The organism is Paraburkholderia sp. 2C (assembly GCF_054589215.1).
Window position 1 is genome coordinate 17,843 of the sequence record NZ_BAAILL010000015.1, and the last position, 12,570, is coordinate 30,412.

Below are 12,570 nucleotides of genomic sequence, written 5' to 3' on the forward strand. Positions count from 1 at the left end.
TTGCTAGCCGCGCGGCGCTTGCGCATCGAGATGCGCAAGCTTCAGGAACCGGTAGTACACCGTTTCGGCATTGGACACCGCGATCATGAATCCGGCGCGGCCGTCGAGAAAGCCGAGACGCAGCACGTAGGTCCGCACGAACGCCCACGCGCCGCGCGCGAGCGCCTTGCCGAAGCTGGCGCGCTGGCCAGCCGCATGCCGCTGCTTCGCGCCCGCCGTCGAATACGCGTCGAGCTTGCGCAGCACCATTTCGAAGTCTTCATACGAGTAGTGCAGCAGCTTGCCCTTGAGGCGCTCGACCGGCGTGTCGAACACGAGCCGCTCGTGCACGAGGTCGTCGGAGAAACGCGCGGCGCTGCGCCTGAAAAGGCGCGGAATCCAGTCCGGATACCAGCCGCAGTGACGGATCCAGGCGCCGCAAAACGACGACAGCCGGTCAATCGCATAAACGTCCGCGCGCGGCGCGGCGAGCGCGGCCGCAATCGACACCGCCAGTTCCGGCGTGACGACTTCGTCGGCATCGATCGACAGAACCCAGGTGGTCGCGAGCGCATCGAGCGCGCGGTTTTTTTGCGGGCCGAAACCGGGCCAGTCGGTGTCGATCACGACGCGTGCGCCGTGTGCCTGCGCGATCTCGACGGTCGCATCGGTGCTGCCGCCGTCGATCACGACGATCTCGTCGGCGAACGCAACCGACTGCAAGCATTGCGCAAGCCGCGCAGCGGCATTTTTTGTAATGATCGCGACACCGAGAGTGGGTTCGTTCATGCGTGATGGCGGCGTTGGGCGTTCTGGGTCGCAGGGTCGCGCAAGTATACAATGCTGTTTTCATTTGCCGGCCGGCGAACGCACCGCATTTGCGGTGTCGCGTACGCGCAATATGCGCAGCAAGGCCATGGTCGAGCCATGCGCCGGTCCGCTAATCCTGAGGAAGTCTTGAGCGAAAAGCCCACGTTAAGCAAACCGATCGGATCCGGTCAGGCGTCGTCCGCCATGATCGTATGGCGCAAGCTCTGGCCTTACCTGAAGCCGCTCTTCTGGGTCGTCGTCGGGGCGATCGCCGCGATGGCCGCGAGCGCCGCCACCGATGCCGCGATTCCCGCGCTGCTCAAACCGCTGCTCGATCATGGTTTCGGCGCGCACGGCAGCGACCGCGCGAAATGGTTCGTGCCGATGGCGGTGATCGGGCTCGCGCTCGTGCGCAGCACGTCGCAATACGCATCCGGCTATCTGCTCGCGTATGTGTCGAACCGGGTGCTGCTCGACCTGCGGCTCAAGATGTTCGACCGCATGATTCACACCAGTGTCGCGTTCTTTCAGCGCGAGACGGCGAGCACGGTGATCAACGCGATCGTGTTCGAGGTCAACCAGATTCTGAACGTGCTGCTGGGCGTGCTCGTCACGCTCGTGCGCGATTCGCTGACTGTGCTGTTCCTGCTCGCCTACCTGTTCTATCTGAACTGGCGGTTGACGCTGATCGTCGCGGTGTTGCTGCCGACCATCGGCTGGCTCGTCGGCAAGATCAACCGGCGCCTGCGGCGCCTGAACCGCGAGCATCAGCTGCTCACCAACGAGCTGTCGTACATCGTCGAAGAAACGGTCGGCGGCTATAAGGTCGTGAAGGTGCACAACGGCGAGCAGTACGAGATGGACCGCTTCTCGGCAATGAGCAAGCGTCTGCGCGGCTATTCGATGCGGATGCAGGTGTCGGGGGGGCTCGCGCAGCCGCTTACGCAGTTCCTCGCGTCGATCGCGCTGGCAGTCGTGGTGACGATTGCCGTGGTGCAATCGACGGCCGACCAGACGACGGTCGGCGGCTTTGTCGCGTTCGTCACGTCGATGCTGCTGATCATCTCGCCGCTCAAGCATCTGATGGACGTCAATCAGCCGCTGCAGCGCGGCATGACCGCCGCGGAGCTGATTTTCGGGCTGATCGACGAGCCGCCCGAGCCGGCCGGCGGCGGTCTGCCGCTCGACCGCGCGAGCGGCGAGGTCGAGTTCCGCGACGTGTCGTTCGCATATGGCACGAGCGGGCCGATGCAGCGTCAGACGCTCGAGCAGGTGTCGTTCAAGGTCGCGCCCGGCGAGATGGTCGCGCTCGCGGGGCCGTCGGGCAGCGGCAAGACCACGCTCGTGAACCTGCTGCCGCGCTTTTTCGATCCGTCGAACGGCGAGATTCTCGTCGATGGCGTGGCGCTGCCCGAATACGGCATTCACGCGCTGCGCAGCCAGATCGCGATGGTGAGCCAGGATGTCGTGCTGTTCAACGACACGATCGCAAGCAACGTCGCCTACGGGCAGACGCCCGATCGCGAGCGCGTCGTGTCGGCGCTGCGCGCCGCGAACCTGTGGGATACGGTCGAAGCGATGGCGAACGGCATCGATACGCTGGTCGGCGACAACGGCATGATGCTCTCGGGCGGCCAGCGCCAGCGCCTTGCGATTGCGCGCGCGATTTACAAGGACGCGCCGATCCTGATTCTCGACGAAGCGACCTCGGCGCTCGATTCCGAATCGGAGCGCCATGTGCAGGCGGCGCTCGAAACGCTGATGAAAGGCCGCACGACGCTCGTGATCGCACACCGGCTGTCGACGATCGAGCGCGCGGACCGCATTCTCGTGATGGAGGCGGGGCGCATCGTCGAACGCGGCACGCATCGCGAACTGCTGATGCAAAACGGGCTCTATGCTCATCTGCATCGGATCCAGTTCCAGCAGAACGCCGCGTGACCATGAAAATCGGTATCTCCAGTAACGCGCTGAAACATAGCGGCGGGCTCGAGCGTTACGCGATGGATCTGGTGCGCGGTTTCGTCGCGGCGGGTGTGACGCCGGAGTTTTTTGCGCGCCGCTTCGACCCGTCGTTGCCGGAAGCCGCGATGGTCCACGCGCATCGGATCAACGTGTCGCTGCTGCCGGGCAAGTGGCGCGACGGCTGGTTTTCGCGTGCCTTGCGCGCGGCGCGGCGCAAAGCCGGCGTCGATGTGCTGATCGGCGTCAATCGCGTCGACTCGTCGGAAATCGCGATTTGCGGCGGCACGCACCTGGGCTTTCTGCGCGCGACGGGGCGACGGCACAAAGGCTCCGACATCCGGCAGATCGCGCTCGAGCGCAGCCAGTACGACCATTCGAAACTGATCGTCGCGCACTCGCCGTTGATGCGTGACGAACTGCGCGAACTGTATGGCGTTGCCGATGCGAAGATCGACGTGATGTATCCGCCGGTCGATGACGCGCGCTTCTCGCCGGTCGGCGCGGCTGAGCGCGCGGCGTTGCGCCAGCGGTTCGGCTTTGCCGATCACGAGATCGTGCTGCTGTTTCCGTCGAGCAGTCACGAACGCAAGGGCTTGCCGCTGATCGAGGCCGCACTGCGCGAACTCGACGCGCCTTTCGTGCTGGCCGTTGCCGGGCGCCCCCCTGAGCGCGTAGACGCGCGCGTGCGCCATCTCGGCTACGCGAAAAATATCGAAGACTGCTACCGCGCCGCGGATTTCACGATTCTCGCGTCGAAGTACGAGCCGTTCGGCCTTGTCGGCATCGAATCGGTGATGTGCGGCACGCCGGTTATCTTCCCGACCACGCTCGGCTGTTGCGCGGCGATCGCGCCGCACGCGAAACACACATTCGAACCGAACGACGCGGCCGACCTGCGCGCGACGCTCGAGCGGATCGCACAGCAGCGTGCGCAAGCGGGCGCTGGGAGTTCGGCCCCGGCCGCCGATGTGGCGCGCGGTGGCGTGCTTTACGACACGCGCATCGCGAGCCATGTCGATGCGCTGCTGCGCGCCGCGCAGCGCATCGTCGAGCACCGCTGATTCGCGCTGATTTCCGCCGCTTCGCGAGACTTTCCGCCGCTTTTTCCACCGCTTTTTGCCACCGCTTCTTCCTCCAGGCGAGACGGCGTCGGCGCTCGTTTCGAGCCCCTGCCCAAGTCGGGGATCGCGCAGGCCGCATGTTATGATCGGTCGTTCGTGTTTCGGCCTTGTTCCGGTTTGTCGTGCCGGCGAATTCGACGCTACGTTGCATGTTGTTTCGCAAGTTCCGTCGCGCTTATTTCGTCAGGCTTAACTCGTCATGCCGTCGCGCTAACGGACCGGCCGAACTTCGAATTCCGCTGTAAAAATGTGCCGACTTTTTGGGTTATACCCGGTCGCATGGCGCGTGAAGCGACCGTTCAGAATGAACCGCTGAAGAAGTAAGCAGGGGAATGCGGCTTCTTGCCGGATAACGGCGTACAGCAAGATGACAGGCGGGATGAACTCGCCGATACCCCGATGAGTCGACTAGCTGGACGTATCCGAATTTTTGCACGCGCGCTGCCGCGGCTCCTCGCGAAGCCGCTGCGCCGCAGACCGTTGCGTCCGCAACGGATTCTGATCGCACATCATCTATTGCTCGGCGACACGTTGCTGCTCGCGCCGCTGCTCGCGAAACTGCGCGCGCAATACCGCGACGCGGAAATCGTGCTCGCGTGCCCGAAGGCGATCGTGCCGCTCTATGCGGGACGGCCGTATGACGTGACCGCGTTGCCGTTCGATCCGCGCGATCTCGACAGCGTGCGCAACGTGCTTCGATCGGGCCCGTACGATCTCGGCATCGTGGCCGGAGACAACCGGCATAGCTGGCTCGCGCTTGCCGCCGATTGCCGCTGGATCGTCGCGCATGCGCACGATGTGCCTGCATGGAAAAACTGGCCCGTCAACGAAGCCGTGCCCTACCCGGACGCACCGGCCGCGTGGGCGGACCTGGCGGCCGACCTCGTCCCGGGCGACGAGCCGCAAGCCTATCGTCCGGACGATTGGCCGGCGCCGCCGCATGTCGAACTGCCTCATGCCGATCTGCTCGCGCGGCCGTATGTCGTGCTGCATCCGGGCGCGAGCACCGCGGTCAAGCGCTGGCCCGATGCGCGCTGGCTCGAGGTCGCACAGTTCGTCGAAGCGCTTGGGCTTATGCCGGTATGGAGCGGCGGGCCCGGCGAAGTCGAACTGATTCGCACGATCGACCCCGATCCGCGTCATCCGAATCTCGCGGGCAAGCTGGGACTCGGCGAACTGTGGCATCTCTTTGCCGGCGCGAAAGCGATTGTTTGCCCCGATACAGGCGTCGCGCATCTGGGGCGGCTGATCGGCGTGCCGACCATCGCGCTGTTCGGTCCCGGCAATGCATCGATTCACGGCGCCGGCCGATACTGGCGCAATGTGCCGTTCGTCGCGATCACGATCGCCGACATGCCGTGCCGCGATGAACCGTATATTTTTCGCCGCAGGGTCGAGTGGGTCCGGCGTTGCGATCGCAACGCGGCCACCTGTGTCGCGTGGCGTGGCGACCACGCTGACTGTATGGGCCGGCTGTCCGTCGCCGCGGTGTGCGACGCGCTGCAAAATGTTCTGGTGAAGCTGCAATGAGCCTGATCGCGGCGCGCGTCGAGCGCGCACTCTGGATCGCATGCCCGGTGCTTCTGTTCGTCGTGATGTTCGCGCACATGACGGCGATCGTTTACATCGCGCTAGTCGTGCTGGCGGTCGGCACGCTGGCCGCCGCATGGTCCGCGTTCCGTACGGGCGGCGTACGGCATCTGAAGTGGCCGCTTGCGCTGCCGATCGCCGCATGGGCCGCGTGGACGCTTGCGTCCATCGGCTGGTCGTTTGCGCCGTCGGTGAGCCTGCACGCGTGGTTCGACGAAGTGTTCTATCCGCTCGTCGCATTCTGGGCGTTCTGGGTGCTCGGCAAGAAGACCGCGCACCCCGAGCGGCTCGTGTTCGTCGCGTGGCTCGCCTGCGCGGTGCTCGTGCTGACGAGCATCGTCTACTGGGGCCGTCTGCAGCCGCCGACGGCCGATACCTTTCTGTTGCACTACTACGCGCGCGTCGGCCACACAAGCACGCTCGCGATCTTCGCGCTCACGCTGTTTGCCGGCACGCTGCTGGCGCGGCCGCGCTGGCGCGCGGTGGGCGCGCTTGGCATCGTGCTGTGCCTCTTCATCGGTCTCGCGACCTTGAACCGCTTCTTCTGGCCCGCGGTCGCGGTGACGCTTGCGATCGCGTTCTATCCGCTCTATCGCCGGCATCTGGTGCTGGCCGCGGTGTCGCTCGTGATCGTCGCGGTTGCGGGGCTCGGCACGCTCGAACTCAGTTCGCGTCTCAGAATCGGTGAGGCGATGGTGCAGGCGCCGCGCAACGCGCTCACGATCGACGGCCACGCGATCTACCTGCCGCAAGCGCTATCGGGCATCGACGACACGATGGCCGGCGACACGCGGCCGCGCTTGTGGGCGTTCTATACGTCGGCGGCGAAGTCGCATGAGTGGCTGGGCATCGGTTTCGGCAAACCGCTGCCGGGCCTCGCGTATCACAGCGTCATGCCCGATGCGTTGCTGAAGTTCGAGCCCGTGGCGCTCACGCATGCGCACAATCTGTTTCTCAATACGTGGCTGCAAACCGGCGTGATCGGGGTGGCGCTGCAAATCGTGCTCTTCGCGGCCTTGATCGCGCGCTTCTGGCAGTTGCGGCGTGTGAACCTGTGGTTATGCACGGCTGGCGTCGCACTCGTCGTTGGTATGATTACAAAAAACATAACCGACGATTTCATGTGGCAGACGACCATGCTCGCGTTCTGGTCGTTCGCAGGCCTGATGCTCGGCTGCGGCGAACGGCAGCGCGACGGGCGTGGGCATAGGCCGCGGGCATTGCGCGACACCGGCTGACCTGTCCGCGGTACGACCGCGCAGGCTGCGGGTCATACACGGGATAGGTGTGACAGGATGGTTGACGACTATAACGACAGGACGCCGGTCCCCGGCCGTGCCGATGCCGCATCCCATGCGCGCCAGCGGCCACTTCGGATCCTTTTTCATATCAACGACTTCGGCAAAGGCGGGACGGAGACGTCGCTGTTGTCGTGGCTCAATGTGCTCGACCGGCGGCTTTTCGCGCCGAGTGTGTCGGTCGGCTATCCGACCGATGAACTCGCGTTCTGGCGCGCGAAATCGATTCCGCACGACGTGCCGGTGCACGTGCTCGCGCCGTCGAAATGGATGCATGCACTGCATAACACCGCGCGGCTGCGTAAGATGCGCCCGGCCGAAAAGCTCGTGCACAAGGTGGTCAAGTACGGCGCGGTGAGGCCGCTCGCCGCGCGGCGCTTTCGCGAGCTGGTGCGCGAGCACGACGTCATCTGCGATTTCGATTTTTCCTTGCGCCACCTCGCGGGGCACGGCGGTGTGCCGTGGTTCGGCGTCAGCCATTTCAGCCTTGCGACGCGCCTTGGCAACAAGAGCGCGCGCTACCTCGAGCGGCGCGTCAGACAGTACCGCCGTTATGCGGCGATCGCGGTGCTGACGCCCGATATGGAGCGCGAAGCGCGGCAACTATTCGGCGCGTATCCGTTGCGGATCGCCGAATTGCCGAACGTGATCGACATCGAGGCGATTCGCCGCGAAGCGCGCGCGCCGATCGACGACCGGCCGGCCGCGCCCTATATCGCGTCGGTCGCGCGTCTCGACGAAGGACAGAAGGATCACGCGACCTTGCTGCGCGCGTACGCGCTGCTGCGCGAGCGCGGACATGTCGCGGCGGACCTCGCGCTGTTCGGCGAAGGCCCCGACCGTGGCGTGCTCGAGCAACTCGCGCACGAACTCGGCATTGCGGCGCATGTTCACTTCATGGGTTTTCGCTCGAACCCGTTTCCGTATATCCGGCAAGCGGAAATGCTCGTGCTGAGCAGCCGCTACGAAGGGTTGCCGATGGTGTTGCGCGAAGCGATGGCGATCGGCACGCCGGTGCTGTCCACCGATTGTCCGACCGGACCGCGCGATCTGCTCGACGGCGGGCGCGCCGGCCTGCTCGCGCCAATGGGCGATGCGGCGGCGCTCGCGTATCAAATGCAGCGTCTTCTGACCGACCGCGCGCTGCGCGAGACGCTGATCGCGAATGGCCTCGCGAAAGCGGACACGTTCGCGCCGAAAGAGGCCAACAGCCGGATGCTGACGCTCGCGCGGATGCTTTCGACCGAACGCGAAAGGGCAACCGCCCGCGAAGCGTAACAAGCTCGCACGAGTGACACGCTCGGGCGCCTGCCTACACACCGCTCGTCACGAGCGATAACACCGACAGATCGGGATGCGTGCCGTCGATAATGCCGCGGCCGACGTTGACGGCTTCGTCGAACGCGTCTCGCGCTGTCGCGAACGCGTCGTCGCCGTCCGCATGAAACGGCACGGTATGGCCGGGCAGCGCGACCTTCGCGCCGGGATGGCAAACGTAGCCGATGTACGTATAGCGCGCGGGCTTGCGCTCGTCGGTCGACGCAAAGGCCGTGGTGTTCGCGAGGTCCGCAGTGTGTTTGAGGCGCGTCGATACGTGAATCTCGAACCCTTCGTACTCGACCGCTTCATGGTCGACCGTTTGCGAGCTGACGTTATCATCGGACATGGTGGCCTCGCTACGAGCGTGATGGTGTGCAGCGGTGCTGCCAGCGAGTGCGGTCAATGCCGATGCCGCATCCGTTCCCACAGGTGGCGGCGATCGAAGCGGCCTTCTGTGCGGCCGGCCGTTTTGCCGCGATGGGTTTCGCGCCTCAATTGATGTGTGAGAAGAATTGCCGCGAAAGCGATGAGCACCACTGCTATCACGACGCTTACCATTGATTCAGCCATGGCAGCCTCCGTTTGATTCCGATCACATCTAAAAGTCTAGGTGATCCCGGTGATCCTCACGGCCCGTGTGTGGCGGCGCTGCTGTTCCCAAAATGTAACGGCTTGTAACGTCTACACGCAGCGGGACGAAATTGCCCGGTCGGCGTCGCGGGCGGCGCCGCATTCAGCGTTTCGGACGGCGCTCGTCCGCGAGCAGCGCCTCGAGCCCGAACAGCCATGCGATACCGAGCGTAAGAAGCCCGACGGGCGTCGGCTCCGGTTCGGCCTTGGCTTCAGCGTCGTGCGCCAGTGCCGGCGTGGCCAACGAACCGAGGCGCGGACCGAAACCCGGCGCTTCGGCAGTGGAGTCTTCGATGATTTCGATACGGTCGGCGTGCATGGCGGTGGTCCGGCGTGCTGTGTGGTATGCCGATACAGCAAGCGCTGTGCCATCGCGCTGAACGCCCCGTCTGGCGGCGTTATGCGGTAACCGAGGTCGCGTCCTATGCCATCCGGCCGAGGCGAAGTTCGCTTTTACCGTAGCTACAATTGGAGCTTGCCACACGCCATTTTTAGTAGCTACAATATATGCAAATGCACGTCACGTACGACTCGTTGAAGAACGAGAGCAATGTCGCCAAGCATGGCGTCGATTTGTCGTCTGCCTCGTTTCTCGACTGGTCGGAGGTGATGGCTTGTGTCGATACGCGCCGCGATTACCTTGAAGTTCGGGAAATCGGCTACGGCATGATCGGCGAACGTCTTTTCTGTGTCGTCTTCACGCAGCGCGACGACGCGATGCATATCATCAGCCTGCGCAAGGCGAACCAGCGAGAGGTCAGAAATTATGTCGAGCAAATCGAAGATCGTCATGCCGACGCCGGATGAAGATGAAGCGATCAACCGCGGAATCGCGGCGGACCCGGACACCTTCGAAGTCCCCGCCGAAGCATTCAAGCAAATGAAGCCGCTCGGGTCGCGCGGGCGGCCGCGTCTGGTGTCGCCGAAAGTGCTCGTGTCGATCCGTTATGACGCGGACATCATCGAACGCTTTCGCGCAACCGGCGAAGGCTGGCAAACGCGAATGAACGATGCGTTGCGCGATTGGCTGCGCGAGCATCAGCCGCTGTAAGTCGTGGGTTGAAGCCGTGGTTGAAGCCGTGGTTAAAGGCGCGGGTGAATCCGTCCGGGGGGCTACATCAGCACGATGTCGTACTGCTCCTGGCTCAGATTCGATTCCACCTGCAGCGACACCGGCTTGCCGATAAAGTCGATCAGCATCGCGAGATGCTGCGACTCTTCTTCGAGAAACAGGTCGATCACCTGCTGCGACGCGACCACGCGAAACTCGCGCGGATTGAATTGACGCGATTCGCGCAGAATCTCGCGCAGCACGTCGTAGCAGACGGTGCGCGCGGTCTTCACCTGCCCCTTGCCCTGGCAGACGGGGCAGGGCTCGCACAATACATGCGCGAGCGACTCGCGCGTGCGCTTGCGCGTCATCTCCACCAGCCCCAACTGCGAGAAGCCGTTCACGGTCACGCGCGTGCGATCGCGCGCGAGCGCCTTCTTCAGTTCGGACAGCACCTGGTCGCGATGCTCGACGTTCTCCATATCGATGAAATCGATAATGATCACGCCGCCCAGGTTGCGCAGCCGCAGTTGCCGCGCGATCGTATGCGCGGCTTCGAGGTTGGTCTTGAAGATCGTATCGTCGAAGTTGCGCGCGCCGACGTACCCGCCGGTATTCACATCGATGGTCGTCATCGCCTCGGTCTGGTCGATGACGAGATATCCGCCCGATTTCAGATCGACGCGCCGCGATAACGCGCGCTGAATTTCGGTCTCGATGTTGTAGAGGTCGAACAGCGGCCGCTCGCCGGTGTAGTGATGCAGCTTGGCCAGTACCGCGGGCGTGAACTCCGTCGCGAATTCCGAGAGCATCTGAAACGTCTCGCGCGAGTCGACCTGAATGCGCGTCGTATCGTCGTTGACGAAATCGCGCAGCACGCGTTGCGCGAGATTCAGGTCCTGATACAGCAGGCTCGTGGGCGGCAAGCGCTGCGATTGCGACTGGATGGTCGTCCACGTCTTGCGCAGATAGGCAACATCCGCGGCAAGCTCTTCGCTCGTCGCATCCTCGGCGATCGTGCGCACGATATAGCCGCCTTTCTCGTCGACCGGCAGCACCGACGTGAGCCGCGCGCGGATCGCTTCGCGCTCGGCTTCGCTCTCGATCTTCTGCGAGATGCCGATATGCGGTTCCTGCGGCAAATAAACGAGCGTGCGCCCGGCGATGCTGACCTGCGTCGACAGCCGCGCGCCCTTCGTGCCGATCGGATCCTTGACCACCTGCACCATCAGCGTCTGGCCTTCGAAAACAATCTTTTCGATCGGCTGATGCGGCACGTTCTGCTGTGCCTCTCCCGCGATGCGCGGATGCCAGATATCGGCCACGTGCAAAAACGCGGCGCGCTCGAGACCGATATCGATAAACGCGGATTGCATGCCGGGCAGCACGCGCACGACCTTGCCGAGATACACATTGCCGACGCGCCCGCGCGACAGCGTGCGTTCGACATGAAGCTCCTGTACGGCGCCTTGCTGGACCAACGCGACACGCGTCTCCTGCGGCGTGACGTTGATCAGGATCTCTTCGTTCATGGTGTTGTTCTAGAAGTCGATGCGCGCCGCACGTAGCAGCGCGGCGGTCTCATAAAGCGGCAAACCCATGATACCCGAATAGGACCCGTCGATATGTTCGATGAACTCGGCGGCGCGTCCCTGCACGCCGTACGCCCCGGCTTTGCCGAGCGGCTCGCCGCTGGCCGCGTAGCGCGTCAGGGCATCGCGCGTGACCGGCGCGAAACGCACGCGCGACGCGGAGAGCACGGCGGGCAACTGCACGCCTGCCGCATCGACGACCGCTACCGCGGTCAGCACTTCGTGGTCGCGGCCGGCAAGGCGCGCGAGCATCTGGACCGCATCGTCGGCGTCGCGCGGCTTGCCGAGGATCGCATCGTCGATCGTGACGGTTGTATCGGCAACCAGAATCGGCGCGGCGGCGCGGCCGCTCGCTTCGAGGCGCTCGCGCGCAGCGCGCGCCTTCGCCACGCAGACGCGCATCACATAATCATGCGCGCGCTCGCCGGGCAGCTCGGCTTCGAGCGCTTCGGCGTCTTCGTCGGGACGCGGCAGCAGCGGTTCGAAACGCACACCGAGTTGCAGCAGCAGCTCCTGCCGGCGCGGACTTTGCGAAGCGAGATAAACGAACGGATACAGAGCGTTGGACGACGTCGGCATGAATGAATCCTGGCAAATGGGCTAAGGCGGGTTCAAGCGGGCATAAGCGGGCTCAAGCGGGCATAAGCGGGCTCACGCAGTCACGCAGGCAACAAGTCTCGCAATGCGCTGCGTCGCCCACCGGCCTCGCACACTCACGCGCGATGGTACGGATGATTCTGCGTGATCGTCCATGCACGATAAAGCTGTTCGGCAAGCAGCACGCGCACCATCGCGTGCGGCAGCGTGAGGCTCGACAGCCGTAACAGGAGGTCGGCGCGCGCCTTGAGCGCGGGGTCGAGGCCGTCGGCGCCGCCGATCAGAAACGCGACGTCGCGGCCGTCCTGCTGCCAGCCGGGCAGGGCGGCGGACAGCTGCATCGTGGTCCAGTCCTTGCCGCGTTCGTCGAGCGCGACGATGCGCGCGTTTTTCGGCAGCGCCGCTTCGATGCGTTGCCGTTCAGCGGCCATCACGCTGTCGGCGGGGCGCCCCGACGAGCGCTGCTCGGGTTTGATTTCGCGCAGTTCGATGCGCAGTTCGGGCGGCATCCGCTTCGCGTATTCGTCGAAGCCGGCGGCGATCCAGTCGGGCATCTTGTGGCCGACGGCGAGGATATGCAGTTTCATCGGGAAGAGGCGTGGCGGCGCGCGTCGCAG

General features: G+C 64.4%; 14 protein-coding genes. 8 read left to right on the forward strand and 6 right to left on the reverse strand.

The window, feature by feature from the left end; all coding sequences use genetic code 11:
* Positions 1 to 3 precede the first annotated feature (3 nt).
* On the reverse strand, positions 4 to 768 hold the full coding sequence (locus ACYPXD_RS03345) for a glycosyltransferase family 2 protein (RefSeq protein WP_459707441.1): 765 nt from the start codon (positions 766 to 768) through the stop codon (positions 4 to 6).
* A 168-nt stretch (positions 769 to 936) separates the two neighbouring features.
* Here ACYPXD_RS03345 and msbA point away from each other — a divergent pair, with 168 nt between their 5' ends.
* The 5 genes from msbA (at position 937) to ACYPXD_RS03370 (ending at position 8,041) form a co-directional block, all read left to right on the forward strand.
* Positions 937 to 2,730 (forward strand): lipid A export permease/ATP-binding protein MsbA, encoded by a 1,794-nt coding sequence (gene msbA / locus ACYPXD_RS03350; protein ID WP_459707444.1) that lies wholly within the window; start codon positions 937 to 939, stop codon positions 2,728 to 2,730.
* 2 nt (positions 2,731 to 2,732) lie between these two features.
* Positions 2,733 to 3,815 carry a glycosyltransferase family 4 protein gene (locus ACYPXD_RS03355; protein WP_459707636.1) on the forward strand — a complete coding sequence of 361 codons (1,083 nt, stop codon included), beginning with the start codon at positions 2,733 to 2,735 and terminating at the stop codon, positions 3,813 to 3,815.
* Positions 3,816 to 4,274: 459 nt separating this feature from the next.
* Positions 4,275 to 5,405 (forward strand): glycosyltransferase family 9 protein, encoded by a 1,131-nt coding sequence (locus tag ACYPXD_RS03360; RefSeq protein WP_459707446.1) that lies wholly within the window; start codon positions 4,275 to 4,277, stop codon positions 5,403 to 5,405.
* Positions 5,402 to 6,703 (forward strand): O-antigen ligase family protein, encoded by a 1,302-nt coding sequence (locus ACYPXD_RS03365; RefSeq protein ID WP_459707449.1) that lies wholly within the window; start codon positions 5,402 to 5,404, stop codon positions 6,701 to 6,703. Before ACYPXD_RS03360 ends, ACYPXD_RS03365 begins: the two co-directional genes overlap by 4 nt.
* Before the next feature lie 57 nt (positions 6,704 to 6,760).
* Positions 6,761 to 8,041 (forward strand): glycosyltransferase, encoded by a 1,281-nt coding sequence (locus ACYPXD_RS03370; RefSeq protein ID WP_459707451.1) that lies wholly within the window; start codon positions 6,761 to 6,763, stop codon positions 8,039 to 8,041.
* Between the two features lie 34 nt (positions 8,042 to 8,075).
* On the opposite strand, the gene ACYPXD_RS03375 is transcribed toward ACYPXD_RS03370, so the two are convergent.
* The gene (locus ACYPXD_RS03375) at positions 8,076 to 8,429 is read right to left on the reverse strand and encodes a hypothetical protein (protein ID WP_459707454.1); all 354 of its coding nucleotides are present in this window, start codon (positions 8,427 to 8,429) and stop codon (positions 8,076 to 8,078) included.
* Between the two features lie 56 nt (positions 8,430 to 8,485).
* Here ACYPXD_RS03375 and ACYPXD_RS03380 point away from each other — a divergent pair, with 56 nt between their 5' ends.
* Positions 8,486 to 8,644, forward strand: a complete 159-nt coding sequence (locus tag ACYPXD_RS03380; protein ID WP_459707456.1) for a hypothetical protein — start codon at positions 8,486 to 8,488, stop codon at positions 8,642 to 8,644.
* Positions 8,645 to 8,816: 172 nt separating this feature from the next.
* On the opposite strand, the gene ACYPXD_RS03385 is transcribed toward ACYPXD_RS03380, so the two are convergent.
* Complete coding sequence (locus ACYPXD_RS03385) at positions 8,817 to 9,032, reverse strand: hypothetical protein (protein ID WP_459707459.1); 216 nt, start codon at positions 9,030 to 9,032, stop codon at positions 8,817 to 8,819.
* A 194-nt stretch (positions 9,033 to 9,226) separates the two neighbouring features.
* Between ACYPXD_RS03385 and ACYPXD_RS03390 the strand changes: the two genes are divergently transcribed.
* Complete coding sequence (locus ACYPXD_RS03390) at positions 9,227 to 9,520, forward strand: BrnT family toxin (RefSeq protein WP_459707638.1); 294 nt, start codon at positions 9,227 to 9,229, stop codon at positions 9,518 to 9,520.
* Positions 9,480 to 9,764 carry a BrnA antitoxin family protein gene (locus tag ACYPXD_RS03395; protein ID WP_459707461.1) on the forward strand — a complete coding sequence of 95 codons (285 nt, stop codon included), beginning with the start codon at positions 9,480 to 9,482 and terminating at the stop codon, positions 9,762 to 9,764. The genes ACYPXD_RS03390 and ACYPXD_RS03395 overlap by 41 nt, the downstream gene beginning before the upstream one ends.
* Positions 9,765 to 9,826: 62 nt before the next feature.
* Here ACYPXD_RS03395 and rng read toward each other — a convergent pair whose 3' ends face one another.
* From rng to rlmH, 3 genes are all read right to left on the reverse strand, one after another.
* Positions 9,827 to 11,296, reverse strand: a complete 1,470-nt coding sequence (rng, locus tag ACYPXD_RS03400) for a ribonuclease G (protein WP_459707464.1) — start codon at positions 11,294 to 11,296, stop codon at positions 9,827 to 9,829.
* A gap of 9 nt (positions 11,297 to 11,305) precedes the next feature.
* Complete coding sequence (locus tag ACYPXD_RS03405; protein WP_459707466.1) at positions 11,306 to 11,935, reverse strand: Maf family protein; 630 nt, start codon at positions 11,933 to 11,935, stop codon at positions 11,306 to 11,308.
* Between the two features lie 134 nt (positions 11,936 to 12,069).
* Entirely contained in the window at positions 12,070 to 12,540 is a 471-nt protein-coding gene (gene rlmH, locus ACYPXD_RS03410) for a 23S rRNA (pseudouridine(1915)-N(3))-methyltransferase RlmH (RefSeq protein WP_459707468.1), read from the reverse strand.
* Between the last annotated feature and the right edge of the window lie 30 nt (positions 12,541 to 12,570).

Coding starts and splice junctions, on each gene's coding strand:
- ACYPXD_RS03345 (WP_459707441.1), bottom strand. CDS start 768: ATGAACGAACCCACTCTCGGTGTCGCGATCATTACAAAAAATGCCGCT.
- ACYPXD_RS03355 (WP_459707636.1), top strand. CDS start 2,733: ATGAAAATCGGTATCTCCAGTAACGCGCTGAAACATAGCGGCGGGCTC.
- ACYPXD_RS03360 (WP_459707446.1), top strand. CDS start 4,275: ATGAGTCGACTAGCTGGACGTATCCGAATTTTTGCACGCGCGCTGCCG.
- ACYPXD_RS03365 (WP_459707449.1), top strand. CDS start 5,402: ATGAGCCTGATCGCGGCGCGCGTCGAGCGCGCACTCTGGATCGCATGC.
- ACYPXD_RS03370 (WP_459707451.1), top strand. CDS start 6,761: ATGGTTGACGACTATAACGACAGGACGCCGGTCCCCGGCCGTGCCGAT.
- ACYPXD_RS03375 (WP_459707454.1), bottom strand. CDS start 8,429: ATGTCCGATGATAACGTCAGCTCGCAAACGGTCGACCATGAAGCGGTC.
- ACYPXD_RS03380 (WP_459707456.1), top strand. CDS start 8,486: ATGCCGATGCCGCATCCGTTCCCACAGGTGGCGGCGATCGAAGCGGCC.
- ACYPXD_RS03385 (WP_459707459.1), bottom strand. CDS start 9,032: ATGCACGCCGACCGTATCGAAATCATCGAAGACTCCACTGCCGAAGCG.
- ACYPXD_RS03390 (WP_459707638.1), top strand. CDS start 9,227: ATGCACGTCACGTACGACTCGTTGAAGAACGAGAGCAATGTCGCCAAG.
- ACYPXD_RS03395 (WP_459707461.1), top strand. CDS start 9,480: ATGTCGAGCAAATCGAAGATCGTCATGCCGACGCCGGATGAAGATGAA.
- rng (WP_459707464.1), bottom strand. CDS start 11,296: ATGAACGAAGAGATCCTGATCAACGTCACGCCGCAGGAGACGCGTGTC.
- ACYPXD_RS03405 (WP_459707466.1), bottom strand. CDS start 11,935: ATGCCGACGTCGTCCAACGCTCTGTATCCGTTCGTTTATCTCGCTTCG.
- rlmH (WP_459707468.1), bottom strand. CDS start 12,540: ATGAAACTGCATATCCTCGCCGTCGGCCACAAGATGCCCGACTGGATC.